Here is a 25,731-nt window from a genome sequence, read left to right on the forward strand (position 1 = left end):
GCGCGGCCCCTGTGGCGGCGCGGAAAACAGATTTGCCTGGCGGCTTTAGCGCGGTGGTCCCACCTGACCCCATGCCGAACTCAGAAGTGAAACGCCGTAGCGCCGATGGTAGTGTGGGGCCTCCCCATGCGAGAGTAGGGAACTGCCAGGCATTATACAAGTGAAGAAGCCCCGCACTGACGTGCGGGGCTTTTTTACGTCTGCCGATCGTGAAAAATCGCAGTGTAATACCATCCTCAGCGGCTTTTCAGCCACTCAGCAATGAAATCTGCAACGCTGCCCGGACAATTTATATCCAGAACCGGTACGTTCAGCGCTAATTTCTGGTCAGTGGCAACCGCTATTGTCCGCGCATCGAGCAGCTCTTCGATCCCACCCTTAACCCCCTCGCGCCATAAAACAATCTTTGGAACAGGTTCATCTTTGAAGCCTTCGACCAGCACCACCTCAAGTAAAGCGTGATCCATGCGGCTGACCAGATAAGGCAGATCAATCGACGGCTGATCCGGCGTTTCACACATCAACGCCCAGCGTTCTGAACTGGCGACCATGACCTGACTGGCCCCCGCCTTTCTGAGCAGATAGCTATCTTTACCTGGGGTATCCACATCCATCTGATGATGGGTATGCTTGATCAACCCCGCGCGAATGCCTTTGCCACTGAGGAGCGGAATCACCTGCTGCAACAGCGTGGTTTTACCGGTTCCACTCCAGCCCACAATGGCAAGTAAGGGTAGTGACATATCAGGTTCTCTCTTTCAGATCGTCTGGCGTATTGATGTTGCGGAAGGCGGATTCATCATCATCCAGCGCGACCGCATGACCACCATGATCGCGCAGGAACTGCATGAGGCGCCGCTCTCCGGCCTGCAGATAGTCAAAAAGGGCTTTTGCCATGTCACGGTGAATCAGGGCGAGTGTAGGATGATCGCGCGTCTGCGAGCGAACCCATACTGCGGGTGCTTCTCTGCGTTGATGGATCAGTTTTTCCACAAAGTTAAGAGGAATCGCGGGGGTATCGCAGGAGCAAAAAACCGCCCATTCCCCTTCTATGGCGATCAAGGCACTGTAGATGCCAGCCAGCGGACCCGGGTAATCGTCAAAAACATCCTCTATAACGCGACACCCGCTTAGCTGATAGCGATCAATATTACGATTCGCATTAATCATGACAATGTCGACTTGTGGCCTGAGCCGCTCAAGAACATGCTGGTAAAGCGGTCTGCCGTCCAGCTGCACCAGCCCTTTATCCAGACCACCCATACGGCGGCCCTGACCACCCGCCAGAATGATGCCGGTTAATGCTGTCATGACAGTGCCCTCGCTGATTACGTACCTGGAGAAAACGAAATGAAATGCCATCGCCTGAATGAATTGCTGGAATTGCTGCAACCCGCCTGGCAAAAAGAGCCTGACCTTAATCTGGTCACATTTTTGCAGAAACTGGCTCAGGAATCTGGTTTCCGTGGCCCGTTAAGTGAATTAACGGACGATATATTAATTTACCATCTCAAAATGCGTGACTCAGCCAGCGATGATGCCATTCCGGGGCTGAAAAAAGATTATGAAGTCGATTTTAAAACGGCACTCCTCCGCGCGCGGGGTGTCATTAAACCGGACGAGTAGTGTTATCCTTGGCAGCTACATGCAAGGGCAACCACAGGTAACAGAATGAGCGACGCTGCTTTCAACTTCCAGACACTGAACCCCGACGTGCTGCTTGATGCGCTCTGGGGTACAGGAATCCGCGTCGAATCGGGACTGACAGCCCTGAACAGTTATGAGAACAGGGTCTATCAGTTCAGCGATGATGAAAAACGTCGCTATGTCGCCAAATTCTATCGTCCACAGCGCTGGCGTGCCGAACAGATTGCGGAAGAGCATCAGTATGCTCTCGATCTGCTGGCTGACGAGGTCCCTGTTGCGGCACCGCTGCGGCTTCAGGGCGAGACGTTGCACCGCCACGCGGGCTTTTTCTTTGCGCTCTTTCCCAGTCTGGGCGGGCGGCAATATGAGACCGACAACGAAGATCAGATGGAGTGGGTAGGTCGTTTTCTGGGGCGTCTTCATCAGACCGGTCGCAAAGCGCTGTTCAGTCACCGGCCAGTCATGGGACTGGATGAGTATCTGCACGAACCGCGTCAGGTGCTGGAGCAGGCTCAGCTGGTTCCTGATTCACTGAAAGCCATGCTGCTACAGGCGGTTGATAAGCTGGGAGAGGCGCTGCAGCAGCACTGGCATACCGGATGGCAGCCGCTACGATTACATGGTGACTGCCATCCGGGAAATATTCTGTGGCGCGATGGGCCGCTGTTTGTCGATCTGGATGACGCCCGTAATGGTCCGGCGGTGCAGGATCTCTGGATGCTGATCAGCGGCGATCGACAGGAACAGCGTATTCAGTGGGATATCCTGCTGGAGGCTTACGGTGAATTCAGCGATTTTGATATTAATGAATTGTCACTGATTGAACCTTTACGCGCGATGCGCATGGTTTATTATCTGGCCTGGGTCGTCAGACGCTGGCAGGATCCCGCTTTTCCGCGTGCGTTTCCCTGGATGACAGATGAAGATTTCTGGCGCAGGCAAATTTCGCTATTCACCGAGCAGGAGAAGCTGTTGCAGGAACCTCCTCTGCAGCTGACACCGCAATATTAATGACGTAGTCAGGAGAGTGTTTCACGATGAAAAAGATTTGGTTTGCACTGATGGGTTTAGTGCTGGCATTCAGCGCGTCTGCTGCCCAGTTCACTGAAGGTAAACAATATGTCAGTCTGCAGAAACCCGTGGCCGGCGAACCTCAGGTGATGGAGTTCTTCTCGTTTTTCTGCCCGCACTGCTATCAGTTTGAACGCATTTATCACGTTAATGACGCGGTTAAAAAGAACCTGCCTGCTGACACCAAACTGGTGAAATATCACGTCGATTTCCTCGGCGGTGATCTCGGACCGGTCGTGACTCAGGCCTGGGCGGTAGCAATGGCGCTGGGTGTGGAAGACAAGGTTACGGCACCGATCTTCGATGGCATTCAGAAAACGCAGACCATTACCGATCCTGCCAGTCTGAAAGAGGCCTTTATTCAGGCGGCCGGGATCTCCTCTTCTGATTACGATGCGGCCTGGAACAGCTTCGCAGTTAAAGCCTTAGTTGCCCAGCAGCAGAAAGCGGCGGCTGATGTCGATCTGCGTGGTGTGCCTGCGATGTTCGTTAATGGCAAATACATGGTGAACAATGGCGGGCTGGATACCAGCTCTATGGATAATTTCGTTGCAGACTATGCCAACGTCGTTAAATTCCTGGTAAGCCAGAAGTAATCAGCCTTCTGCACCCGTGAAACGCCAGCGCCTGCTGGCGTTTTTTTTATGCTTCTTAATTGCGCGACGGTTTTGTCCATCTCCAGGGCATAAATTTAATATCCACACAAGGGATCACGCTATTGAAAATGGCGATCACGTCACGGTAATTGATAAAGCATATGAAAAATAAGCATTTTATTTGCTCATAAATTGCCTGATCGCCTGAGGGATCGCGCGTTATCATTTTTACGCACAAAGTTATCCACAACCCGATCGTTGCGATCCTGCCTCCGGAAATGTGAAAAAACGTCCACGCGGCACGCCTTAGTTCACCATTTCTGCCAGGTTGTGGCATCCTTATAGTCCAACTCACAGCAACGAAGACTACACAGACTTATGGCGCAAATTGCAGAAAATCCCCTGATTCTGGTTGATGGCTCATCCTATCTTTATCGCGCGTATCACGCGTTTCCGCCGCTGACCAACAGTGCAGGTGAACCGACTGGCGCCATGTACGGCGTGCTCAACATGCTGAAAAGCCTGCTGGCACAGTATAATCCGAGTCACGTTGCTGTGGTGTTCGATGCCAAAGGCAAAACCTTCAGAGACGAACTGTTCGAGCATTACAAATCTCACCGCCCCCCAATGCCGGACGATCTGCGCGCGCAGATTGAGCCGCTGCACGAGATGGTACGGGCGATGGGGCTGCCGTTGCTGGCGGTGAGCGGTGTGGAAGCGGACGATGTGATCGGTACGCTGGCGCTGGAGGCTGAAAAGAAGGGCCGTTCAGTGCTGATCAGCACGGGCGATAAAGATATGGCGCAGCTGGTTTCGCCAGGGATTACGCTGATTAACACCATGACCAATACCATTCTCGGGCCGGAAGAGGTCGAGCAGAAATATGGTGTCCCTCCCGCGCTGATTATCGACTTCCTTGCCATGATGGGCGACAGCTCAGATAACATTCCCGGCGTACCGGGCGTGGGTGAGAAAACCGCACAGGCGCTGCTGCAGGGGCTGGGCAGCATGCAGACGATCTATGACAACCTGGATAAAGTGGCCGATCTCTCGTTTCGCGGTGCCAAAACGATGGCGACCAAACTTGAGCAGAATCGTGAGGTGGCCTTCCTCTCGTATCAGCTGGCGACCATCAAAACCGACGTTGAGCTGGCACAGCCCTGTGAAGAGCTGACGGTGACCGATCCCGATATTGAGGCACTGCAGTCTCTGTTCAGCCGTTATGAGTTCAAACGCTGGCTGAGCGATCTGCAGGACGGTAAATGGCTGCAGGGGAAAAAGAGCAATACGCAGGCGCAAAAAGCCCTGTCCGATGAGCCGGCACCCGTGGTGGAAACCAGCAGCGTATTGCCAACCGATAATTACGTGACCATTCTGGATCAGGCTCTCTTTGATAGCTGGCTGGAGAAGCTGAAAAACAGCGACGTCTTTGCCTTTGATCTGGAGACCGATGCGCTTGATACCCTGAGTGCAAATATTGTCGGCATCAGCTTCGCGGTGGCACCCGGTGAAGCGGCTTATCTGCCGGTTGCCCATGACTATCTTGATGCGCCTGAGCAGCTGGATCGCGCCGCCGTTCTGGCGCAGCTTAAGCCCCTGCTGGAAGATGCCAGTGCCTGGAAAGTGGGCCAGAACCTGAAATACGATCGCGGCGTCCTCAGGAACTACGACATTGAACTGGCCGGTATCCGGTTTGACACCATGCTGGAGTCATACATCCTCAATAGCGTGGTGGGCAAACACGATATGGATAGCCTGGCTGCTCGCTGGCTTAAACATAAAACGGTCACTTTCCAGGAGATTGCCGGTAAAGGTAAAAATCAGCTGACGTTCAATCAAATCGCGTTAGAGCAGGCAGCCCACTATGCTGCCGAAGATGCCGATGTCACGCTGCAGCTGCATCTGAAGATGTGGCCTGAGCTGGAAAAAGAAACGGGCCCGAGAAACGTCTTTGAGCAGATTGAGATGCCATTGCTGACGGTCATCTCCCGGATAGAGCGCAATGGCGTATTGATCGACCAGGCTATTCTGGCGCAACACTCGAAAGAGCTGACTGCCCGACTGGCTGAGCTGGAGTCGAAAGCGCATGAGCTGGCAGGCGAGCCCTTCAACCTCTCCTCCACAAAACAACTTCAGGTGATTCTGTTTGAAAAACAGGGCATCAAACCCACGAAGAAAACACCGGGTGGGGCACCGTCAACCAGCGAAGAGGTGTTAGCCGAACTGGCGCTCGATTATCCGCTGCCTAAAGTGATCCTGGAGCATCGCGGCCTGTCGAAACTGAAATCGACCTATACGGATAAGCTGCCGCAGATGATCAATCCGCTGACCGGACGGGTGCATACCTCCTATCATCAGGCCGTTACCGCCACCGGACGCTTGTCCTCTGCCGATCCTAACCTGCAGAACATCCCGGTGCGTAATGACGAGGGGCGCCGAATCCGTCAGGCCTTTATTGCCGATAAAGGTTATCGCATCGTCGCAGCCGACTACTCCCAGATTGAACTGCGTATCATGGCGCATCTCTCTCAGGATAAAGGCTTACTGGATGCCTTTGCCCAGGGTGAGGATATTCACCGTGCCACGGCATCGGAAGTGTTTGGTGTCGCGCTGGATAAGGTGAGTGGAGAACAGCGTCGCAGCGCCAAAGCGATTAACTTTGGTCTGATTTATGGCATGAGTGCCTTTGGCCTGTCACGTCAGCTCAACATCGGTGCAGGTGAAGCGAAAAAGTATATGGACCTCTACTTTGAACGCTATCCGGGCGTACTGCGCTATATGGAGAACACACGGCAGCTGGCGGCGAATAAAGGCTATGTCGAAACGCTGGAAGGGCGCCGGCTCTGGCTGCCGGATATCAAATCCAGCAATGCGATTCGCCGCAAAGCTGCAGAGCGTGCCGCCATCAATGCGCCAATGCAGGGAACGGCAGCAGACATCATCAAACGCGCGATGATTGCCGTGGATGAGTGGCTTCAGCAGCAGAATGACAGCGCAGTAAGAATGATCATGCAGGTTCACGATGAACTGGTGTTCGAAGTGAAATCGGAGGCGGTGGAAGCGGCCAGCCAGAAAATCCGTGCGTTAATGGAAGGCAGTGTGAAGCTCGACGTACCGTTACTGGTTGAAGTCGGCGTCGGTGACAACTGGGACGAAGCACACTGATTACCGCCTCCGGGCCGGTTATGTCGCACAAAACTGGCCCTGATTCAGGCATAAGTAATTCGTTTAGTTGAGTGGTCAGCTGTAACCGGGCGACACCGGGAGCGAAAGCGCGTTTCTAACTGCTTATCGGCTAAACATTTTTTTCGTCATTAAACTACATCACAACGCTATTTTTGTGACGGGTATGGTAAAAAAGTCCTGTTTTGATGTAAGTAAGCAACAAAAAAGCCTTTGTGAGGCACAAAAAATCAGGTAAAGTTCGTCGCGTAGGGTACAGAGGTAAGATGTTCTATCTTTCAGACCTTTTACTTCACGTAATCGGATTTGGCTGAATTTAGCCGCCCCAGTCATTCTGTGACTGGGGCGTTTTTTATTGGGATTTTTGTTACTGCAGTGTCAGCGGATCAGCGATGCTGCTCACGCGTCCCCGTGCTGATCCTCAGTCGCCTCATCAGGCATTGCATACCAGCTGTCCAGTTTCTGACGAACCTTATCCACGCCGATTTTCTTCAGCGATGAGAAGAGCTCTACCTGGATATCGCCGCCGAAGCTAAGCGCCGCCTCACGCACGACGTTGAGCTGGGCTTTACGGGCACCGGAAGCGAGTTTATCGGCTTTGGTGAGCAGCAGCAGAACCGGAATTGCGCTTTCCACCGACCACTGAATCATCTGGCGGTCGAGATCTTTCAGCGGATGACGAATGTCCATCAATACGACCAGCCCCTTCAGCGCCTGACGCTTTTGCAGGTACTCGCCTAACGCACGCTGCCACTTCAGCTTCATCTCTTCCGGCACTTCGGCATAACCGTAGCCTGGCAGGTCGACCAGACGCTTCCCTTCTTTGACTTCAAACAGGTTGATCAGCTGGGTACGTCCCGGTGTTTTACTGGTGCGCGCCAGGCCTTTCTGATTGGTTAACGTGTTCAGCGCACTCGATTTTCCCGCGTTCGAGCGGCCAGCAAAAGCCACCTCAATTCCGGTATCGGCAGGCAGATGACGGATATCCGGCGCGCTCATGACAAAGTGGGTAACGTGATAATTCAATTCAGACAAGGTAACACTCCAGAAAACGCATTAGGGCAATGGCGGCGATTATACGCGTTATGGCGCGAAAGTGCTCAATCGCGTCGTGATAACAGTCCATGTAAGAGATTGACCATTCGCGCTGCGGGTTATGTCGATTTTTACGCGGATTTCTGAAAATAAAATCATCATAATTTCAATGATTTAATAAGTTTTGCTCTTTTTTTAAGCCAACTATCGGTGGCGCTGACTTGAGGCTTTTACCAGTTGGTCTACATTATTGTGCAGTGAATGGCAGCACACATCAGGATGATGCGCTCAGGGATGTCAGGATGGCAATGAGCGATGGAATGGAACAGGTCAGGGACATGGCCAGACAGGGACAGGGAATAGCTCAGGAGTTGAGCAGGCGCGGGATTGACCGGGATGTTACGAGCCGAAAAGGATTTAAAACATGATTCCTTCTTGTGAAGGTATGAAATAAGGCGACAGCTTGAGCTGTCGCCTTTTTTCTTTGTCGGGTTTCTGCTAGATTTCGCCGCAATTCTATACTGAATAAAAAAGCCAGGACCGAATACTATGAAGCAACCTGCACGAGCTGCCCACGGCAAACCTGCCGTCAAAGCCAAACGCAAATCGCGTGACGAAATTAACCTCGAAGCGCGCGATCGTAAACGCGATAAAAAGCATCGCGGACATGCATCTGGCAGCCGTGCTAATCCGGCGGCGTCGGACAGCAATGGCGCACGCCAGTCAGCCCCGGCAAAAGATCCTCGCATCGGGAGTAAGAAGCCGGTGGCCCTGATCGCCGATGGCAAAACCACCGCCGTCAGGCCACAGAAAAGTGCAGATAAACCGGCAGCCCCGAAGAAAGTGCGCCTGACGCCGGAAGAAGAGCTGGCGAAGCTGGAAAACGATGAGCGTCTGGATGCGCTGCTGGATCGCCTGGAAAATGGCGAAACGCTGTCGGCAGAAGATCAGGGCTGGCTGGATGCCTCGCTGGATCGCATCGACGAACTGATGGAGCAGTTAGGCATCGTGATGGACGATGGCGAAGATGAACAGGCAGAAGAGGATATGTACCGTCTGCTGAAGGGCAACTAAGCAAATTTGATCGGCATGCGAGTTCCGCATGCCGTGCTTCTCAGGTAAACGACAATGTTTTGGCCTGGATCAATTTTCGCGCTGCTGGCGACATGTTATCTGCTGTGGTTATTGTTTAAACTACGACGCCTGTCGCGTCTGAAGCAACGTTTACGTCGGGTCTCATCCCGCTCACCTTTCATCCCTTCTTCTTCGCGACCTTCTCTCAGACGACGTCACCGGAAGGAGTGAGCATGCCATCGCTGCAGATTGCCTGGGATCAGGCGTTAATTGAAAAGTACAATTACGCCGGGCCACGTTACACCTCCTATCCCACTGCGCTGGAGTTCAGCGAAGATTATACGGAAACCGATTTTCAGCATGCTGTGGCACGCTATCCCGGGCGTCCGCTGTCGCTTTACGTTCATATCCCTTTCTGCCACCGTCTCTGCTACTTCTGCGGCTGTAATAAGCAGGTGACGCGTCAGCGCCACAAAGCGGACCGCTATCTGGATGTGCTGGAGCAGGAGATTATTCAGCGCGCGCCGCTGTTCCGCCAGCGCCGGGTGACACAGCTTCACTGGGGCGGCGGCACACCGACCTTTCTCGACAGGCAGCAGGTTTCGCGGCTGGTGGGCCTGCTGAAGCAACACTTCAATGTGACCGATGATGCCGAAATGTCGATCGAGGTCGATCCGCGGGAAATGGCGCTGGATATGATCGATCATCTCCGATCGCTGGGCTTTAATCGTCTCAGTATGGGCGTGCAGGACTTCAACAAAGCGGTGCAGGCGCGGGTTAACCGGGTGCAGGATGAGGAGGTGATCTTCAGTCTGATGGCCCGCGCTCGTGAACAGGGCTTCCGCTCAACCAGCATCGATTTGATCTACGGTTTACCTCTGCAGACGCCCGACAGCTTCGCATGGACGCTGGAGCGGGTCGTGGCGCTGAATCCGGACCGTCTCAGCGTCTTCAACTATGCGCATCTGCCGGCGCTGTTTGCGGCACAGCGCAAAATCAAAGAGGATGAACTCCCCTCGGCCCGGCAGAAACTGGATATTTTGCAGCAGACCATCGCGACCCTGACGCAGCAGGGCTATCACTATATCGGCATGGATCACTTTGCGAAGCCGCAGGATGAGCTGGCTGTCGCGCAGCGCGACGGGAAGCTGCATCGCAATTTTCAGGGTTACACGACGCAGGGTGACAGCGACTTGCTGGGGCTGGGTGTCTCTGCCATCAGCATGGTGGGTGACAGCTATGCGCAGAACCAGAAAGACCTTAACAGCTGGTACAGCAGTGTGGAACAGCAGGGGAATGGCCTGTGGCGCGGCGTCGCCTTAACCCGCGATGACTGTCTGCGGCGGGATGTGATTAAAACACTGATTTGCCACTTTTCGCTCGATTTTGCCGCAACAGAGGCGCAGTGGGGAATTTGCTTTCATGACTACTTTGCTGAAGATCTGGCGCTGCTGAAACCCTTAATTGCCGACGGGCTGGTGGAGCAGACGACGACGGGGCTGGAAGTGACGGGGATTGGCCGGTTGCTGGTCCGCAATATCTGCATGTGCTTTGATCGCTATCTGCGGCAGAAAGTTCGTCAGCAGCAGTTTTCGCGCGTGATCTAGAGAAACGGGCTGGCAGACCTCGCCAGCCCGAACTGAACCTCTATTCCATCCCCAGCTCTTTCAGCTTGCGCGTCAGGGTGTTGCGTCCCCATCCCAGCAGACGTGCGGCTTCCTGCTTGTGGCCCTGGGTATGGCGCAGCGCCGTAGTCAGCAGCGTCCGCTCCATCTCGGGCTGGGCTTCTGACAGCAGATTCTGATGACCGGAACGCAGGGCGCGGTCGGCCCATTGAGCCAGCAGTGTAGCCCAGCTGTCAGGCAGTGACTGCACCGGGTTTTCCGGTGTGCTGGACTCAAACAGCTCGCCGGGCAGATCCTGAATCAGCACTTCCTGACCGGCCGCCATCACCGTCAGCCAGCGACAGGTGTTTTCCAGCTGACGCACGTTACCTGACCAGTGCAGACGGGTCAGCGCCGTTTCGGTTTCCGGATGCAGAATCTTCGCTTCTACCCCCAGCTCACGGGCCGCCACCTGCAGGAAATAACGCGCCAGACGCGGGATATCTTCACGACGCTCACGCAGCGGCGGCAGATGCACACGAATTACATTCAGGCGGTGGAACAGATCCTCACGGAACTTGCCTTCCTGCACGCGTAATTCCAGGTTCTGGTGGGTAGCCGCAATGATCCGCACGTCCACTTTGACCGGCGCATAGCCGCCGACGCGATAGAACTGACCATCGGCCAGCACGCGCAGCAGTCGGGTCTGCACATCCAGCGGCATGTCGCCAATCTCATCCAGAAACAGCGTGCCCCCATCGGCCTGCTCAAAACGGCCCTGGCGGATCTGGTTCGCACCGGTAAAGGCGCCTTTCTCATGACCGAACAGTTCTGACTCAATCAAATCTTTGGGGATCGCCGCCATATTCAGCGCGATAAACGGTGCTTTGGTGCGCGGGCTGTGCCGGTGCAGCGCATGGGCGACCAGCTCTTTACCGGTGCCCGACTCACCATTGATCAGGACGCTGATTGAGGAGCGCGACAACCGCCCGATGATGCGGAACACATCCTGCATCGCGGGCGCTTCCCCGATAATATCGGTGGTCGGTCCGCTGACCGGCTGATTACGCGGCTGCTGCTGCTCCTGATAGTGACTGATGGCACGCTCTACCAGCGCAACCGCCTCATCAATATCGAACGGCTTAGGCAGGTAATCAAACGCCCCCTGCTGATAGGCGCTGACTGCGGCATCGAGATCGGAATGTGCCGTCATAATGATGACCGGCAGCATCGGATGACGTTGTTTAATCTGTTTCAGCAGCGCCAGGCCATCCATACCGGGCATGCGAATATCTGACAGTAAAACGTCCGGGGTTTTGGTTGAGAGGGCATCCAGCACCTCACCTGCGCTGTCAAACGTCGCACAGCTCAAACCGGCTCCAGTGAGCGCGCGTTCAAGCACCCAGCGGATGGAGCTATCGTCATCGACGATCCAGACTATCCCTCGTTGCATAGAAACCTCACTGGCGAATAGGCAGGTAGACCGAGAATTCGGTGTGACCCGGCCAACTGTTAAATTCTATTTTTCCTGAATGCTGATCAATCAGGCTACGGGCGATGGAGAGACCTAAACCGGTTCCGCCTTCACGTCCACTGACCATCGGATAGAAGAGCGTATCCTGCAGCTGGGCCGGAATACCGGGGCCATCATCTTCAATATCTATTCGTGCTACCAGGCGATAACGGGTGCCATGCAGCGTCAGCTGAAAAGCCGTACGGGTGCGAATAACAATCGTCCCGCCGTCGTCGCCCAGCGCCTGAAGCGCATTGCGTACGACGTTAAGCAGCACCTGTTCAATCTGGTCAGGGTCGTGCGGCAGTTCCGGCAGGCTGGGATCGTAATCCCGCACCAGGGAGACATTCTCCGGCAGCTCCATCGACACCAGATTGACCACCCGCTCAGCCACCTGGTGAATGCTCTGGGTAATGTGCATCCCCGGCTGCTGTGGCCCTAATAGACGATCCACCAGATTCCGCAACCGGTCGGCCTGTTCAATAATGACCCTGGTATATTCATTCAGCGAGGGATCGGGCAGGGCGCGTGATAAAAGCTGTGCCGCGCCGCGCAATCCTCCCAGCGGATTTTTTATCTCATGGGCCAGGCCGCGAACCAGATCGCGTGCTGCCACCTGCTGGGCGTGCTGTAACTGCTCCTGACTGAGGCGACGCTGGTTATCCATCGGCGCCATTTCCATCAGAATCAAGCCATCGGGTAAACGCTGTGCGGTCAGCGACATAATATGTGCGCGACCATCGACTACCAGCGTGACCTCACTGTCAGTGAATCCCTGGCCAGCCTCAAGACTCTCGCGCATCACCTCAATATTCAGCGAAAAGTAGCCGGTTAAATCCGGTAACGGCGTGCCGAACAACTTGCGTGAGCTCTGCGCCAGTAATTGCTGCGCCGCCGGGTTGGCGTAATGAATAACCAGGTCGTTATCCACCAACAAAATACTGTTGATTAAAGCGTTGAGAATCTGCCCGGCGTCGGGCAGAGAGCCAGTTGCCATACAACGTTCCTCTGCACTAAATAGGTGCGTTCTGGTGTTTAAGCCGAAAAGCGGGAGAATGAACGGTGAATTCGCGGAGAAAAAAGCCCATCCGAAGATGGGCTAAAAGTTTCCACGGCAACAAAAACGTCTGATCAGTTAAACGCTGTAGTACAGCTCGAACTCAACCGGGTGTGGCGTCATGCGAACGCGGTCCATCTCAGTTTTACGCAGTTCGATGTAAGCATCGATAGATTCATCAGTGAAGACACCACCGCGGGTCAGGAACTCGCGATCTTCGTTCAGTGCATTCAGCGCTTCTTCCAGCGAGCCTGCAACTTTTGGAATCTCAGCTTCTTCTTCAGGTGGCAGGTCGTACAGGTTTTTATCCATCGCATCGCCAGGGTGGATTTTGTTGATGATGCCATCAAGGCCAGCCATCAGCAGTGCGGTGAACGCCAGGTATGGGTTAGCCGCTGGATCCGGGAAGCGCGCTTCAATACGACGCGCTTTCGGGCTGGCCACTACCGGGATACGGATAGACGCAGAACGGTTACGGGCAGAGTAAGCCAGCATAACCGGTGCTTCGTAACCCGGAACCAGACGCTTGTAGGAGTTGGTGGTCGGGTTCGCCAGGGCGTTGATCGCTTTAGCGTGCTTGATGATACCGCCGATGTAGAACAGCGCCATTTCAGACAGGCCGCCGTACTTATCGCCCGCGAACAGGTTCTGGCCACCTTTAGAGAGTGACATGTGGCAGTGCATGCCTGAACCGTTGTCGCCAAACATTGGCTTCGGCATAAAGGTCGCGGTCTTACCGTAAGCATGCGCGACGTTGTGAACGACATATTTGTAGATCTGAATTTCGTCAGCTTTTTTGGTCATGGTATTGAAGCGGGTCGCCACTTCGTTCTGACCTGCGGTCGCCACTTCGTGGTGATGCGCTTCAACCACCAGACCCATCTGCTCCATGGTCAGACACATGGCAGAACGGATGTCCTGTGATGAGTCAACCGGTGGAACCGGGAAGTAGCCGCCTTTCAGACCTGGACGGTGACCTTTGTTACCGCCTTCGTACTCTTTACCGGTGTTCCATGCCGCTTCGATATCGTCGATAGCAACGTGTGAGCCGGAAGTCGATGAACCGAAACGGATGTCATCGAACAGGAAGAATTCAGGTTCTGGTCCAAACAGGACGGTATCGGCGATACCGGAAGAGCGCAGGAAATCTTCAGCGCGTTTGGCGATAGAACGTGGATCGCGGTCGTAGCCCTGCATGGTGCCTGGCTCGAGAATGTCACAACGGATGATCAGCGTAGAATCTTCGAAGAAAGGATCCATGACCGCCGTGGTAGCGTCAGGCATCAGCACCATGTCTGATTCGTTGATGCCTTTCCAGCCGCCGATAGACGAACCATCGAACATTTTGCCTTCTTCGAAGAAGTCAGCGTTAACCTGGTGAGCAGGGATCGTAACGTGCTGTTCTTTACCTTTGGTATCGGTAAAACGCAGGTCAACAAACTTAACTTCATGCTCGTTCATCATCGAGAGAACGTGTTCAGCGGACATACTCAACTCTCCTGGAAATGGTCTTTCATTATCTACATGGCGAGGAAACGTCGTTTCCGGAGGGCGTGGCGGGAAAGGGAATTCCTGACCACTCTTTTCCGGCACGCTCTTCAACCGACATCTGACTGGCGTTTACGCTTGTTACAGATAAAGCGAATTCTGTGCCAACTTTTTTGATGTTGCTTAAATCGCCTTATGATGCACCTTTTTGTCGTAATGCGGCTGCACCACGATGGTTTTAGTGCACCATAACAGTGCTGAAAGTGAATTTACAGGCACCAATTTGGTGCATAGGACCAACTTAGTGCATTTTCTGCACCGGGAACAGTGCGAATTTGCGTCAATGCAATAATCTTTCAGTGAAAAGTGTGATCGTGTTCAGTCTTCCGCTTAATCCGTGTACAATAGCGCGCTATTTCTAATGCCTGAGGCAAAGCTGTGATCGAAAATTTGCGTAACATCGCCATCATCGCGCACGTTGACCATGGAAAGACCACCCTGGTTGACAAACTGCTGCAACAATCCGGTACTTTTGATGCCCGTACCGAAGCAACCGAGCGCGTGATGGACTCCAATGATTTGGAGAAAGAGCGTGGGATTACCATCCTCGCAAAAAACACCGCCATTAAGTGGAATGACTACCGTATCAACATCGTTGATACCCCAGGACACGCCGACTTCGGTGGTGAAGTTGAGCGCGTCATGTCCATGGTGGACTCGGTGCTGCTGGTTGTAGATGCGATGGATGGCCCTATGCCGCAAACCCGCTTCGTGACCAAAAAAGCGTTCGCGCATGGTCTGAAGCCGATTGTGGTTATCAACAAGGTAGACCGCCCGGGCGCACGTCCGGATTGGGTTGTGGATCAGGTGTTTGACCTGTTCGTTAACCTGGATGCGACTGATGAGCAGCTCGACTTCCCTATCATTTTCGCCTCTGCGCTGAATGGTATTGCAGGTCTTGACCACACCGACATGGCTGACGATATGACCCCGCTGTACCAGGCCATCGTTGACCACGTTTCACCTCCGCAGGTTGAAGTTGAAGCGCCACTGCAGATGCAAATCTCGCAGCTGGACTACAACAACTACCTGGGCGTGATCGGCATCGGCCGCATCAAGCGCGGTAAAGTGAAGCCTAACCAGCAGGTCACTATCATCGATAGCGAAGGCAAAACCCGTAACGGTAAAGTCGGCAAAGTCCTGACTCACCTGGGTCTTGAGCGTATCGACAGCGATCTGGCTGAAGCGGGCGATATCATTGCTATCACCGGTCTGGGTGAGCTGAACATCTCTGACACCATCTGTGACACGCAGAATGTGGAAGCGCTGCCAGCCCTGAGCGTCGATGAACCTACCGTAACCATGTTCTTCAACGTCAACACCTCACCGTTCTGCGGTAAAGAAGGTAAGTACGTGACGTCGCGCCAGATCCTGGAGCGTCTGAACAAAGAGCTGGTTCACAACGTGGCACTGCGCGTTGAAGAAACCGAAGACTCGGACGCATTCCGCGTTTCAGGTCGTGGTGAGCTGCATCTATCTGTTCTGATCGAAAACATGCGTCGTGAAGGTTTCGAACTGGCGGTATCCCGTCCGAAAGTTATCTTCCGTGAATTCGAAGGCCGTAAACAGGAGCCATTCGAGAACGTCACGCTGGATATCGAAGAAACGCATCAGGGTTCCGTTATGCAAGCCATGGGCGAGCGTAAAGGCGACCTGAAAAACATGGATCCGGATGGTAAAGGCCGCGTACGTCTTGACTACGTGATCCCAAGCCGTGGTCTGATCGGCTTCCGTAACGAATTCATGACCATGACTTCCGGTACCGGTCTGCTTTACTCCACCTTCAGCCACTACGACGACATTCGTCAGGGCGAAGTGGGTCAGCGTCAGAACGGCGTCCTGATCTCTAACGGTCAGGGTAAAGCGGTTGCGTTCGCCCTGTTCGGTCTGCAGGATCGCGGTAAGCTGTTCCTGGGTCACGGTGCAGAAGTCTATGAAGGCCAGATCATCGGTATTCACAGCCGTTCTAACGACCTGACCGTGAACTGTCTGACCGGTAAGAAGCTGACCAACATGCGTGCTTCCGGTACAGATGAAGCCACCACCCTGGTTCCACCGCAGAAAATGACGCTGGAGCAGGCTATCGAGTTCATCGATGATGACGAACTGGTAGAAGTGACTCCGCTGTCAGTGCGTATCCGTAAACGCCATCTGACCGAAAACGACCGTAAACGTGCTTCACGTGGTCCTAAAGACGCGTAATCACGCTTTAGCGTAATAAAGAGCCCCGCCATGCGGGGCTTTTTTTTGCCTGCGATTCCGCGCCTGCCCGCCGGGCCAGCCAATTATTGTCTGCTGTGACACGCTTTTTGCCCACCCGCTGCCGTTTACGCTTTTCTCTCCGGTGCTGGCTGTTCAGCCTGCGTTTTTGCCGCTAGAGTGAATACTCCAGGGAACCGAAGGAGGCGCACCATGCTGTATATCTTTGATTTAGGCAATGTGATTATCGATATCGACTTTAACCGCGTGCTGGGCGTCTGGAGTGACCTTAGCCGTGTGCCGCTGGCCTCACTGCAAAGCCATTTCCGGATGGATGAGGCGTTCGAACAGCATGAACGCGGTGAGATCAGCGATGAAGATTTTGCGCTGGCCCTCTGCGAAAAGCTGGAGATCGCTCTCAGCTATGAACAGTTTGCCGCGGGCTGGCAGGCGGTGTTCGTTGACGTGCGTCCGGAAACGCTGGCGCTGATGAACCGGCTGCGGCTGGAGGGGCATCGGGTCGTGATCCTCTCCAATACCAATAAGCTGCACTGCGCCTTCTGGCCAACGCAGTACCCCGACGTGCAGCAGGCGGCTGACAAGCTCTACCTGTCACAGGAGCTGGGCATGCGGAAGCCGGAAGCCCGCATTTATCAGCATGTGCTGGATGCGGAAGGGGTAACGGCCGAGCAGGCGGTCTTTTTTGATGATAATGCAGAAAATATCGAGGCGGCCCGGGCGCTGGGTATCGAAAGCGTGCTGGTGACGGACAGCCGCACGGTTCCCGACTGGTTTGCAGGTCGACAGTAACGCATGAAGTCACGAACATTTCGTCCCGGGCTGCATGCCTTCTGGCTGTGGCTCAGGCTGCTGTGGAAACGCATTGACGAAGATGGCATGACAACCCAGGCGGGCAACCTGGCCTATGTCTCACTGCTGGCGCTGGTGCCGCTGATTGCGGTGGTGTTTGCGCTGTTTGCGGCGTTTCCGGTCTTCTCCGACATCAGCGTGCAGCTGAAGCAGTTTGTCTTCAACAACCTGATGCCCGCCGCAGGCAATACGCTGCAACGTTATCTTGAGCAGTTTGTGGCTAACGTCAACCGGATGACGGCGGTCGGGGCCGTCGGCCTGATTGTGACCGCCCTGCTGCTGATGCATTCGGTCGATACCGCGCTGAACACCATCTGGCGCAGCCACAAGAAGCGGCCGATGGTTTACTCTTTTGCGGTCTACTGGATGATCCTGACTCTCGGCCCGCTGCTGGCCGGTGCCAGCCTGGCGATCAGCTCCTATCTGCTGTCGCTGCGCTGGATTAATGCCACCGGAGTCACCAGCCTGGTTGATCAGATGCTGCGTATTTTTCCACTTCTGCTCTCGTGGCTCGCCTTCTGGCTGCTCTACAGTATTGTGCCCACCCAGCGCGTGCCGCCGCGTGATGCGCTGATTGGTGCACTGGTCGCCGGGGCGCTGTTTGAGCTGGGCAAAAAGGCCTTTGCGCTCTATGTTACGATGTTCCCCTCTTATCAGTTGATCTACGGTGTTCTGGCCGTGATCCCGATTCTGTTTCTCTGGGTCTACTGGACCTGGTGTATTGTGTTGCTAGGCGCTGAAATAACCGTGACGTTAGCCGACTACCGGCAGCTGAAACAGCAGCACAAAGATGAGCAACGCGAGGAAAGATGATTGCATTGATTCAGCGCGTAACGCGCGCCAGCGTCAGCGTCGATCAGGATGTGACCGGTGAAATTGGTGCCGGACTACTGGTCCTGCTGGGGGTGGAGAAGGGCGATGACAATGCGCGTGCGGAACGTCTCGCAGAACGCGTACTGGGCTATCGCATCTTTAGTGATGAGCAGGGCAAAATGAACCTGAGTCTCCGCCAGACGGGGGGAAGCGTGCTGGTGGTGTCACAGTTTACGCTGGCCGCTGACACGCAAAAAGGGATGCGCCCCTCCTTTTCTGGTGGCGCCGAGCCGGCTGAGGCTGAGCGTCTGTATGATTACTTCAGCGACTGCTGTCGGCAGCAGGGCATTACTACGGCGAATGGCCGTTTCGCGGCAGATATGCAGGTTTCGCTGGTGAACGATGGTCCGGTGACGTTCTGGTTACAGGTGTGAGATCGTCAGCTGAGCGGCAGGGAACAGGCCACACCTCCGAGCGGGAGAAACATTTTATGTATCACCTTCGTGTGCCTCAGACAGCGGAAGAGCTGGATATCTACTATCAGTTCCGCTGGGAAATGTTACGTAAACCGCTGCGTCAGCCGCAGGGGTCTGAACGTGACGCCTGGGATGCCTTAGCGCATCATCAGATGGTGGTGGACGAGCAGGGAAATCCGGTCGCCATCGGTCGTCTCTACATTAATGCCGACAACGAGGCCGCGATCCGCTTCATGGCCGTTCATCCCTCCGTGCAGGGCAAAGGGCTGGGAACGCTGGTGGCGATGACGCTGGAGTCAGTGGCGCGTCAGGAAGGTGCAAAGCGGGTGACCTGCAGTGCCCGGGAAGATGCTGTGGCTTTCTTCGCGAAACTTGGCTACGTCAATCAGGGCGAGATAACCGCGCCGCAGACCACGCCGGTTCGTCACTTTCTGATGATTAAGCCGGTCATTACGCTGGATGACATTCTGCACCGCGCCGACTGGTGCGGGCAGCTGCAACAGGCCTGGTACGATCACATCCCGCTCAGCGAGAAGATGGGGGTCCGCATTCTGCAGTTTACCGGGCAGAAATTTATTACCACCATGCCCGAGGCGGGCAACCAGAATCCGCACCATACCCTGTTCGCCGGCAGCCTCTTTTCGCTGGCAACACTGACCGGCTGGGGATTGATCTGGTTGCTGCTGCGCGAGCGTCATCTCGGTGGAACGATTATTCTGGCAGATGCCCACATTCGCTATAGCCATCCCATCAGCGGGCGGCCCGGCGCGATTGCCGATCTGGGCTCATTAAGCGGCGATCTCGATCGTCTGGCGCGTGGCCGTAAAGCGCGCGTGCAGCTTGAAGTGGAGCTGTTCGGCGATGATGAGTGTGGCGCAGTGTTTGAAGGCGTTTATATCGTGCTGCCCGCCGATCCCGACGGACCGCTGGAAGAGGGCGGTTCCGGCGCACGTATCAATTAATCAGCAGGGCCGCACCCGCGGCCCTGCTGCGATTATCGGACCTCACCGGCCTGCATGGTCTGCTGCAGCTGCTGACTGTCGGTTGTCACCGACAGCGTGCCATTTACCGTCGGACGCAGTGGCTGATCAGCGCGTAACGCACCGCTGAGTTGCAGCTGCATATTGCTGTCTCCCGTTAGCGGCAGCGCGGGCCATCCCCAGTTCTGCAATACGTTCACCGGCACCGCACGGCCGGTCAGTTGCAGCGTCAGCGGACGGGCGGATTGCTGGCCCACGGTGGCCGTTCCTTCGAGCAGTCCCTTGTTACTGAACGCGCTCAGCTCCGTTACCTGAATCTGCTCTGCGTCAGCACTCAGCGCAATGGATGGGTGACGCAGATCGGTACGATTAAAGGTGGACTCCGCCGCATTCAGGCTCAGCTTACCCGACCAGATCCCCCACTGATGCTGCTGCGCCAGTCGCAGATTCTCACCCGTGCCATCCAGTGATGTCAGCTGGAAAGGAAAGGCCGGATTGATATCGATAATCAGGTTCCGGTTCGACATGAAACGCGTCACCTCTACACTCTCCAGCCACGCGGGCAGGGTTGCCTGCCAGCGGTCGCGCCAGTCCTGCGGCAGGGTATATTCCAGCCCGGCAACGGCCAGATTTTTCAGGGTCAGGCGTTTATCGCTGCGCGACCAGTCACCGTCAGCCCGAATCACACCGTTCGCCCAGCGTGAACTGAACTGCGTCAGTGCGATGCCCTGCGGAGAAAAATCCAGGTTAACGATAGGGTCGTTAAGCTCGAAACCCCCGTTGATAAAATTGCTGGCATTCAGCGCCAGTGAACCATCATTACTCTGCCAGTCGTCTCCCTGCCAGTTAACGTTTCTCAGCGTCAGGTCGAGGTCGGTTACCGCCCAGTCCGGTCCCTGCAGACGGGCATCGGTCAGATCGAGTCGCGTAATCGCGATGGAGGGAACCACCTGCAGGCTGTGCAGGAAATCTTTCAGGCTGCTGGCGGTCTGCAGACGGATATCGTTCAGTCGCAGCTGGTTGATTTTCCAGTTGCCCTGGGCATCCCGTTCACCGTTACCGGTCATGGAGCCGCGCGCCAGATCGGCACCGATATTGTCAAAGCGCATCCGGCCCTGGGACACACTTCCCTGAATCAGTACGTTCTCGCCCGCCACATTGTTCAGCGTCATGCTGCCGGCGCTCATCTGGAAGCGGGCATCGCGGCCCAGCATATCGCGGGCGGTCGGTTTCCACGGCAGAATGCCGCCATTCACCTGCTGAGCAAACAGCGGTAACGCGCTGCCGGGGCTGTCGAGACGCATGTTATTGAGTTGCAGGCGGTCAGCCTGAATCGGAAGCGCGCTGTCTGGCGTCAGGTTGGCCAGATTCACTTCCCCGTCGCGCAGCTCAAGGCTGCTGAAATGCAGCGGATCGCTGAACTGAATCAGGGCCAGACCGAGATCGACCCGCTTTGCTACGAGTACTGCAGGCTGCCCATCGTGACCAAAGCTGAAATCATCCAGAATGATGTGAGAGGGCGAGGAGAAATTGTGTTCAATTTTACTCAGGGAGAGATGCCATTCGGTTTTGTCGCTCACCCACCGGCTAAACCAGCCTGCACCCCACTGTGTCTGCAGCAGCACATAGATCACCACCAGGGTGAAAAGCAGCAGTAACAGTATGGTGAGGAAAAACTTTCCAAGAAATTTCATCGCATCCTTCCCGCGTTCAATCCGGTGAGAGGTTGTTATGCCTGAATTACCGTTACAGCTCAACAGCCTGGATGTAAATACGAAGAAATAGCAGGCAGGCCGAAGCCTGCCCGTGGCCTTACTTCTCTGGCGGGAAAATCAGGTTGAGCAGGATAGCGGTAATACCGCCCGCGGCAATGCCCGAAGAGAGCAGGGTTTTCAGCCAGTCAGGGGCAAACTGCAGGATCAGTGGCTGCTGGGAAACACCCAGGCCCACGGCCAGCGACAGCGCGATAATCATGATGGCGCGGCGGTTGAGCGGCTCGCGTGACACGATGCGAACGCCCGACGCAGCAATGGTGCCGAACATCACAATGGTGGCACCGCCAAGCACCGGCTCAGGGATCAGCTGCACCAGACCACTGACCGCCGGGAACAGCCCCAGCACAATCAGCATCAGCGCCACCACAAAGCCCACGTAGCGGCTGGCCACGCCGGTTAACTGAATCACCCCGTTATTCTGTCCGAAGCAGGAGTTAGGGAAGGTGTTAAACAGCGCAGAGACAAAGGAGTTAAGGCCATTCGCCAGCACGCCGCCCTTCAGGCGTTTCATATAGAGAGGGCCGCTCACCGGCTGCTCTGATACATCTGAGGTGGCCGTGATGTCGCCGATGGTCTCCAGTGAGGTCACCATAAACACCAGCATCAGCGGGATGAGCAGGTTCCAGTCGAAGCCCAGTCCGTAATAGAGCGGGCTGGGCACCCTGATCAGCGGCTGATCGGTCGGGAGACCTGAGGCAGGCAGCATGCCCATGGCCCAGGCCAGCAGATAGCCGACCGCCATCGCAATCACCAGGGAGGCAACGCGCAGGTAAGGGTTTTTCTGCCGGTTAAGCAGCACGATCACCAGCAGCACCGCGCCGGCCAGCATCAGGTTTTTCGGCGCGCCAAAGGTGTGATCGTTAATCGCACCGAATCCCCCGCCGATAGAGGTGAGTCCCACCTGAATCAGCGACAGGCCGATAATCATGACCACGATACCGGACACCAGCGGGGTAATGATGCGGCGTGCCAGGTGCAGGACGCGGGACAGCACCATCTCAGTACAGGAGGCCACCATCAGCGTACCAAACAGGGCCGCCATCATGGTGGGAACATCCGCACCGCCGTTTTTCAGCGCCATCCCCCCCATGATTAAGGGGGTGACGAAGTTGAAGCTGGTTCCCTGAATCGACAGCAGGCCCGAACCGACCGGCCCCCAGGTTTTGATCTGCAACAGTGATGCCACGCCCGAGGCAAACAGCGACATGCTGATGATGTGCCGGGTGTCTTCTGCGGGCAGGCCCAGTGCCTGACAGATCAGTATCGCGGGCGTGATGACGGCAACAAACATGGCCAGCAGATGCTGAGCGGCAGCAAACAGCGTCTGCGGAAGGGGAGGACGATCGTCGAGGCGGTAAATCAGTTCGCTTTGCAGAGCGGAGGGCTGGTCTGGCTGCGGATTGGTGGACATCTTCTGCTCTTCCCGAAAAAGTGTGTGGCGATTGTAATCATCCGCAGGCCAAAAGCAATCGTTTGCCCGACTGAGGTGAAAAGTGGGTGCGGGCAGGGGCGTGACTCAGACGTTGGTATAACGGGTATTTTCCGGCAGCCAGCGTTCAATCAGGGCGCTGGCCTGTTCGGGATAGTGCTGATGGATGTGACGCGCCACACGCTGAACTTCGGGCACCATCGCCTGATCGCGCAGCAGGTCGGCCACTTTAAACTCGGCGTTACCGGTCTGGCGGGTGCCCAGCAGTTCACCTGGCCCGCGTATCTCCAGATCGAACTGGGCAATGACGAAGCCATCGTTGCTGTCTCGCAGCACCTGCAAACGCTTCTGCGCCGTCTTGCTGAGCGGCGCTTTGTAGAGCAGCACACAGTGTGAAGCCACCGCACCGCGACCGACCCGGCCCCGCAGCTGATGCAGCTGTGCCAGGCCTAACCGTTCCGGATTCTCAATAATCATCAGGCTGGCGTTAGGCACGTCTACCCCGACTTCAATCACGGTGGTCGCCACCAGCAGTTGCAGCTCGTTTGCTTTAAACGCCTGCATCACCGCCTGTTTCTCGGCGGGTTTCATCCGGCCATGCACCAGGCCAATGTTCAACCCAGGCAGCGCCGTTTTAAGGGCTTCCCAGCTCGCCTCTGCCGCCTGCGCCTCCAGTAATTCTGACTCTTCAATCAGGGTACAGACCCAGTAGGCCTGACGCCCTTCGCGGCAGGCGTGTTCCACCCGTGCGACGATCTCATCCCGTCGGGAGTCGGGAATGGCCACGGTGGTCACCGGTGTGCGTCCCGGCGGCAGCTCGTCGATGGTCGAGGTATCCAGATCGGCATAGGCGGTCATCGCCAGGGTGCGCGGAATGGGGGTGGCGGTCATGATCAGCTGATGCGGATGGAAACCCTGCTCCTCACCTTTTTCCCACAGCGCGAGGCGCTGGTGGACGCCGAACCGATGCTGTTCATCAATGATGACCAGCGCCAGTCCCTTAAACTGCACCTGCTCCTGAAACAGAGCATGGGTGCCGACGACCATCGCCACCTGACCGCTGGCGATCGCTTCCTGCTGCGCCTGACGCGCTTTGCCTTTCTGTTTCCCGGCCAGCCAGCCGACTTCAATTCCCAGCGGCGCAAACCACTGACGGAAGTTACTGGCGTGCTGTTCAGCCAGCAGTTCGGTCGGTGCCATCAGCGCCACCTGTTTACCGTGGGCGATCACGTTCAGCGCAGCGAGCGCAGCCACCAGCGTCTTGCCTGAGCCAACATCACCCTGCACCAGTCGCATCATCGGAAAGTCATTCGCCAGATCGTTTTCTATCTCCGCCACTACCCTTTTCTGCGCCTGGGTGGGCGAGAAGGGCAGCGCGGCCAGCAGCTGGTCACTCAGGTTATGGCGCGGCGGCATGGGCAACGCGTAATAGCGCTGCGCACCGGCGCGCACCGCCAGCATACTCAGGTTGTGCGCCAGCAACTCTTCCAGAATCAGGCGGCGCTGGGCCGGATGGCGGCCACTCTCCAGTTCGCTGAGCCGGAGGTCGGGCGGTGGACGATGCAGCGTGCGTAAGGCATCGGGCAGGCTGATCAGACCGCCGCTCAGCTCCTGCGGCAGCAGTTCGGCTATCGGGCAGCTCTCCAGCAGCGTCAGCGCCTGATCGGTCAGATTACGCAGCGTGGCCTGGCGGATACCTTCGGTGGTGGGATAAACCGGCGTTAAGGTCTCTTCCAGCGTTACACTGCTCTGTTCGCCCTGGATGCGGTATTCAGGATGGATAATCTCAGCACCACGCTGGCCGCGCTTGATTTCACCATAGGCGGTAACGTGACGACCCGGCGACAGGTTGTTCTTCATACCGGCATTGAAATTGAAGAAGCGCATGGTCAGCACGCCGCTGCCATCGCTGATCTGGCAGACCATCATCCGGCGGCGACCAAAGGTGATATCCGTGTGCAGCACTTCGCCTTCTACGGTGGCCCAGATGCCAGGCAGCAGATCGTTAATGGCATAGAGCTGAGTGCGGTCTTCGTAGCGCAGCGGGAGATGAAGCAGAAGATCCTGGATGGTGTGCAGGCCTATTCTGGCCAGCTTTGCTGCCTGGCTGGCACCGACGCCGGTCAGGGTACTGAGCGGGATGGCATCCAGCAGACGGCCTTTCATCGTCTTTTACCGATCGATTGCATCGTCGCCCACCAGCTGGGATCGGCGTCGACTTCGCCCTGGGCGTTGATGCGCGGATAGGGCAACCCTTTCTGTCTGGCGACGCGTGCCAGCACCGGGAATCCGCCTTCGAACAGCAGGCGCTGCTGTTCCTCTTCGTCCAGCAGGCTGTAGTCGCGCAGATAGAGCCCCGCATTCTGCCGCTGTCGCTGTGCTTCGTACAGGATCAGCGCGCAGGCGACCGAGACATTCAGCGACTGAACCATCCCCACCATCGGAATAACGATCTGCCGATCGGCCAGCGCCAGTGCTTCTTCGGTAATTCCGGTTTTTTCCTGTCCCATCAGGATGCAGGTCGGCAGGGTGTAATCGATCTCGCGGAAATCAACGGCATCCGCAGAGAGATGGGTCGCTAAAACCTGCATCTTCTGCTGTTTAAGCTGTTTTACGGCATCGCCGATGGTGGGATGGGTGACCACTTTCACCCAGCTGTTGCTGCCGGCAGAGGCAGAAGCCTGCGTGCGCATCCGCTGGCTGGGCCAGACCGCATGCACTTCGTGGATGCCCACGGCGTCGGCCGTGCGGATCACTGCGGAAACATTGTGCGGCTTATGCACCTGCTCCATACAGACCGTGAGATCGTGCTGGCGCAGTGCCAGCATCGCCTGAATCCGGGCAAAACGTTGATCGTTCAT

Annotated in this window: 22 protein-coding genes and 1 rRNA gene; 13 read left to right on the top strand and 10 right to left on the bottom strand. The window is 56.0% G+C overall.

Translation table 11 applies throughout. The features are described 5' to 3' along the window. The first annotated feature begins 35 nt into the window (after window positions 1-35). Window positions 36-151: ribosomal RNA gene (rrf, locus tag OJ965_RS02925) — 5S ribosomal RNA — on the top strand. An 85-nt stretch (window positions 152-236) separates the two neighbouring features. Here rrf and mobB read toward each other — a convergent pair. Both mobB and mobA read right to left on the bottom strand, forming a co-directional pair. Next, window positions 237-743: a molybdopterin-guanine dinucleotide biosynthesis protein MobB gene (mobB, locus tag OJ965_RS02930; RefSeq protein ID WP_265137739.1), complete on the bottom strand. Its 507-nt coding sequence runs from the start codon at window positions 741-743 to the stop codon at window positions 237-239. Between the two features lies 1 nt (window position 744). Further along, the gene (mobA, locus tag OJ965_RS02935; RefSeq protein ID WP_058957391.1) at window positions 745-1,311 is read right to left on the bottom strand and encodes a molybdenum cofactor guanylyltransferase MobA; all 567 of its coding nucleotides are present in this window, start codon (window positions 1,309-1,311) and stop codon (window positions 745-747) included. 39 nt (window positions 1,312-1,350) lie between these two features. Here mobA and OJ965_RS02940 point away from each other — a divergent pair, with 39 nt between their 5' ends. The 5 genes from OJ965_RS02940 to spfP all read left to right on the top strand — a co-directional run bounded on the left by OJ965_RS02940 (window position 1,351) and on the right by spfP (window position 6,811). Then, window positions 1,351-1,626 carry a YihD family protein gene (locus OJ965_RS02940; protein WP_046100879.1) on the top strand — a complete coding sequence of 92 codons (276 nt, stop codon included), beginning with the start codon at window positions 1,351-1,353 and terminating at the stop codon, window positions 1,624-1,626. A gap of 45 nt (window positions 1,627-1,671) precedes the next feature. Beyond that, window positions 1,672-2,658, top strand: coding sequence for a serine/threonine protein kinase (locus tag OJ965_RS02945; RefSeq protein WP_140029970.1), 987 nt, complete (start codon window positions 1,672-1,674; stop codon window positions 2,656-2,658). Window positions 2,659-2,684: 26 nt separating this feature from the next. Next, a complete protein-coding gene (dsbA, locus tag OJ965_RS02950; protein WP_009088168.1) occupies window positions 2,685-3,314 on the top strand; it encodes a thiol:disulfide interchange protein DsbA in 630 nt (209 codons plus the stop codon). A gap of 378 nt (window positions 3,315-3,692) precedes the next feature. Then, window positions 3,693-6,479, top strand: coding sequence for a DNA polymerase I (gene polA / locus OJ965_RS02955; RefSeq protein ID WP_154929321.1), 2,787 nt, complete (start codon window positions 3,693-3,695; stop codon window positions 6,477-6,479). A 284-nt stretch (window positions 6,480-6,763) separates the two neighbouring features. Beyond that, window positions 6,764-6,811, top strand: a complete 48-nt coding sequence (gene spfP / locus OJ965_RS21360; protein WP_071892919.1) for a small protein SpfP — start codon at window positions 6,764-6,766, stop codon at window positions 6,809-6,811. An 85-nt stretch (window positions 6,812-6,896) separates the two neighbouring features. Here the strand turns inward: spfP and yihA are convergent, their stop codons facing one another. Then, a complete protein-coding gene (gene yihA, locus OJ965_RS02960) occupies window positions 6,897-7,532 on the bottom strand; it encodes a ribosome biogenesis GTP-binding protein YihA/YsxC (RefSeq protein WP_009088163.1) in 636 nt (211 codons plus the stop codon). 549 nt (window positions 7,533-8,081) lie between these two features. On the opposite strand from yihA, the gene yihI reads away from it, so the two are divergent. Both yihI and hemN read left to right on the top strand, forming a co-directional pair. Beyond that, window positions 8,082-8,606: a Der GTPase-activating protein YihI gene (yihI, locus tag OJ965_RS02965; RefSeq protein ID WP_009088161.1), complete on the top strand. Its 525-nt coding sequence runs from the start codon at window positions 8,082-8,084 to the stop codon at window positions 8,604-8,606. A 233-nt stretch (window positions 8,607-8,839) separates the two neighbouring features. Then, on the top strand, window positions 8,840-10,213 hold the full coding sequence (hemN, locus tag OJ965_RS02970; RefSeq protein ID WP_265137748.1) for an oxygen-independent coproporphyrinogen III oxidase: 1,374 nt from the start codon (window positions 8,840-8,842) through the stop codon (window positions 10,211-10,213). Between the two features lie 40 nt (window positions 10,214-10,253). Here the strand turns inward: hemN and glnG are convergent, their stop codons facing one another. From glnG to glnA, 3 genes are all read right to left on the bottom strand, one after another. Then, window positions 10,254-11,663: a nitrogen regulation protein NR(I) gene (glnG, locus tag OJ965_RS02975; RefSeq protein WP_009088155.1), complete on the bottom strand. Its 1,410-nt coding sequence runs from the start codon at window positions 11,661-11,663 to the stop codon at window positions 10,254-10,256. Window positions 11,664-11,670: 7 nt separating this feature from the next. Next, on the bottom strand, window positions 11,671-12,720 hold the full coding sequence (glnL, locus tag OJ965_RS02980; RefSeq protein ID WP_009088153.1) for a nitrogen regulation protein NR(II): 1,050 nt from the start codon (window positions 12,718-12,720) through the stop codon (window positions 11,671-11,673). Window positions 12,721-12,858: 138 nt separating this feature from the next. Then, on the bottom strand, window positions 12,859-14,268 hold the full coding sequence (gene glnA / locus OJ965_RS02985) for a glutamate--ammonia ligase (RefSeq protein WP_009088151.1): 1,410 nt from the start codon (window positions 14,266-14,268) through the stop codon (window positions 12,859-12,861). Between the two features lie 438 nt (window positions 14,269-14,706). Between glnA and typA the strand changes: the two genes are divergently transcribed. From typA to fabY, 5 genes are all read left to right on the top strand, one after another. Next, window positions 14,707-16,530, top strand: coding sequence for a ribosome-dependent GTPase TypA (gene typA / locus OJ965_RS02990; RefSeq protein WP_009088150.1), 1,824 nt, complete (start codon window positions 14,707-14,709; stop codon window positions 16,528-16,530). A gap of 210 nt (window positions 16,531-16,740) precedes the next feature. After that, window positions 16,741-17,337, top strand: coding sequence for a glucose-1-phosphatase (yihX, locus tag OJ965_RS02995; RefSeq protein WP_140029965.1), 597 nt, complete (start codon window positions 16,741-16,743; stop codon window positions 17,335-17,337). 3 nt (window positions 17,338-17,340) lie between these two features. Continuing rightward, window positions 17,341-18,210, top strand: coding sequence for a virulence factor BrkB family protein (locus OJ965_RS03000; RefSeq protein ID WP_009088146.1), 870 nt, complete (start codon window positions 17,341-17,343; stop codon window positions 18,208-18,210). Continuing rightward, the gene (gene dtd / locus OJ965_RS03005) at window positions 18,207-18,644 is read left to right on the top strand and encodes a D-aminoacyl-tRNA deacylase (RefSeq protein ID WP_265137749.1); all 438 of its coding nucleotides are present in this window, start codon (window positions 18,207-18,209) and stop codon (window positions 18,642-18,644) included. The genes OJ965_RS03000 and dtd overlap by 4 nt, the downstream gene beginning before the upstream one ends. Window positions 18,645-18,700: 56 nt before the next feature. Continuing rightward, window positions 18,701-19,648 (top strand): fatty acid biosynthesis protein FabY, encoded by a 948-nt coding sequence (fabY, locus tag OJ965_RS03010; protein ID WP_009088141.1) that lies wholly within the window; start codon window positions 18,701-18,703, stop codon window positions 19,646-19,648. Window positions 19,649-19,680: 32 nt separating this feature from the next. Here the strand turns inward: fabY and OJ965_RS03015 are convergent, their stop codons facing one another. The 4 genes from OJ965_RS03015 to trmH form a co-directional block, all read right to left on the bottom strand. After that, window positions 19,681-21,360, bottom strand: a complete 1,680-nt coding sequence (locus OJ965_RS03015) for an AsmA family protein (RefSeq protein WP_140925490.1) — start codon at window positions 21,358-21,360, stop codon at window positions 19,681-19,683. A 118-nt stretch (window positions 21,361-21,478) separates the two neighbouring features. Continuing rightward, a complete protein-coding gene (locus OJ965_RS03020) occupies window positions 21,479-22,852 on the bottom strand; it encodes a uracil-xanthine permease family protein (protein ID WP_046100872.1) in 1,374 nt (457 codons plus the stop codon). A gap of 105 nt (window positions 22,853-22,957) precedes the next feature. Next, entirely contained in the window at window positions 22,958-25,036 is a 2,079-nt protein-coding gene (recG, locus tag OJ965_RS03025; RefSeq protein WP_046100871.1) for an ATP-dependent DNA helicase RecG, read from the bottom strand. Beyond that, the gene (trmH, locus tag OJ965_RS03030) at window positions 25,033-25,731 is read right to left on the bottom strand and encodes a tRNA (guanosine(18)-2'-O)-methyltransferase TrmH (protein WP_265137750.1); all 699 of its coding nucleotides are present in this window, start codon (window positions 25,729-25,731) and stop codon (window positions 25,033-25,035) included. The genes recG and trmH overlap by 4 nt, the downstream gene beginning before the upstream one ends.

Source organism: Pantoea anthophila, from assembly GCF_026104315.1.
Lineage (GTDB): Bacteria > Pseudomonadota > Gammaproteobacteria > Enterobacterales > Enterobacteriaceae > Pantoea > Pantoea anthophila.

Coding starts and splice junctions, on each gene's coding strand:
- glnA (WP_009088151.1), bottom strand. CDS start 14,268: ATGTCCGCTGAACACGTTCTCTCGATGATGAACGAGCATGAAGTTAAG.
- yihX (WP_140029965.1), top strand. CDS start 16,741: ATGCTGTATATCTTTGATTTAGGCAATGTGATTATCGATATCGACTTT.
- mobB (WP_265137739.1), bottom strand. CDS start 743: ATGTCACTACCCTTACTTGCCATTGTGGGCTGGAGTGGAACCGGTAAA.
- OJ965_RS03015 (WP_140925490.1), bottom strand. CDS start 21,360: ATGAAATTTCTTGGAAAGTTTTTCCTCACCATACTGTTACTGCTGCTT.
- glnG (WP_009088155.1), bottom strand. CDS start 11,663: ATGCAACGAGGGATAGTCTGGATCGTCGATGACGATAGCTCCATCCGC.
- dsbA (WP_009088168.1), top strand. CDS start 2,685: ATGAAAAAGATTTGGTTTGCACTGATGGGTTTAGTGCTGGCATTCAGC.
- trmH (WP_265137750.1), bottom strand. CDS start 25,731: ATGAACGATCAACGTTTTGCCCGGATTCAGGCGATGCTGGCACTGCGC.
- mobA (WP_058957391.1), bottom strand. CDS start 1,311: ATGACAGCATTAACCGGCATCATTCTGGCGGGTGGTCAGGGCCGCCGT.
- recG (WP_046100871.1), bottom strand. CDS start 25,036: ATGAAAGGCCGTCTGCTGGATGCCATCCCGCTCAGTACCCTGACCGGC.
- OJ965_RS02945 (WP_140029970.1), top strand. CDS start 1,672: ATGAGCGACGCTGCTTTCAACTTCCAGACACTGAACCCCGACGTGCTG.
- OJ965_RS03020 (WP_046100872.1), bottom strand. CDS start 22,852: ATGTCCACCAATCCGCAGCCAGACCAGCCCTCCGCTCTGCAAAGCGAA.
- hemN (WP_265137748.1), top strand. CDS start 8,840: ATGCCATCGCTGCAGATTGCCTGGGATCAGGCGTTAATTGAAAAGTAC.
- yihI (WP_009088161.1), top strand. CDS start 8,082: ATGAAGCAACCTGCACGAGCTGCCCACGGCAAACCTGCCGTCAAAGCC.
- polA (WP_154929321.1), top strand. CDS start 3,693: ATGGCGCAAATTGCAGAAAATCCCCTGATTCTGGTTGATGGCTCATCC.
- glnL (WP_009088153.1), bottom strand. CDS start 12,720: ATGGCAACTGGCTCTCTGCCCGACGCCGGGCAGATTCTCAACGCTTTA.
- OJ965_RS03000 (WP_009088146.1), top strand. CDS start 17,341: ATGAAGTCACGAACATTTCGTCCCGGGCTGCATGCCTTCTGGCTGTGG.
- fabY (WP_009088141.1), top strand. CDS start 18,701: ATGTATCACCTTCGTGTGCCTCAGACAGCGGAAGAGCTGGATATCTAC.
- dtd (WP_265137749.1), top strand. CDS start 18,207: ATGATTGCATTGATTCAGCGCGTAACGCGCGCCAGCGTCAGCGTCGAT.
- OJ965_RS02940 (WP_046100879.1), top strand. CDS start 1,351: ATGAAATGCCATCGCCTGAATGAATTGCTGGAATTGCTGCAACCCGCC.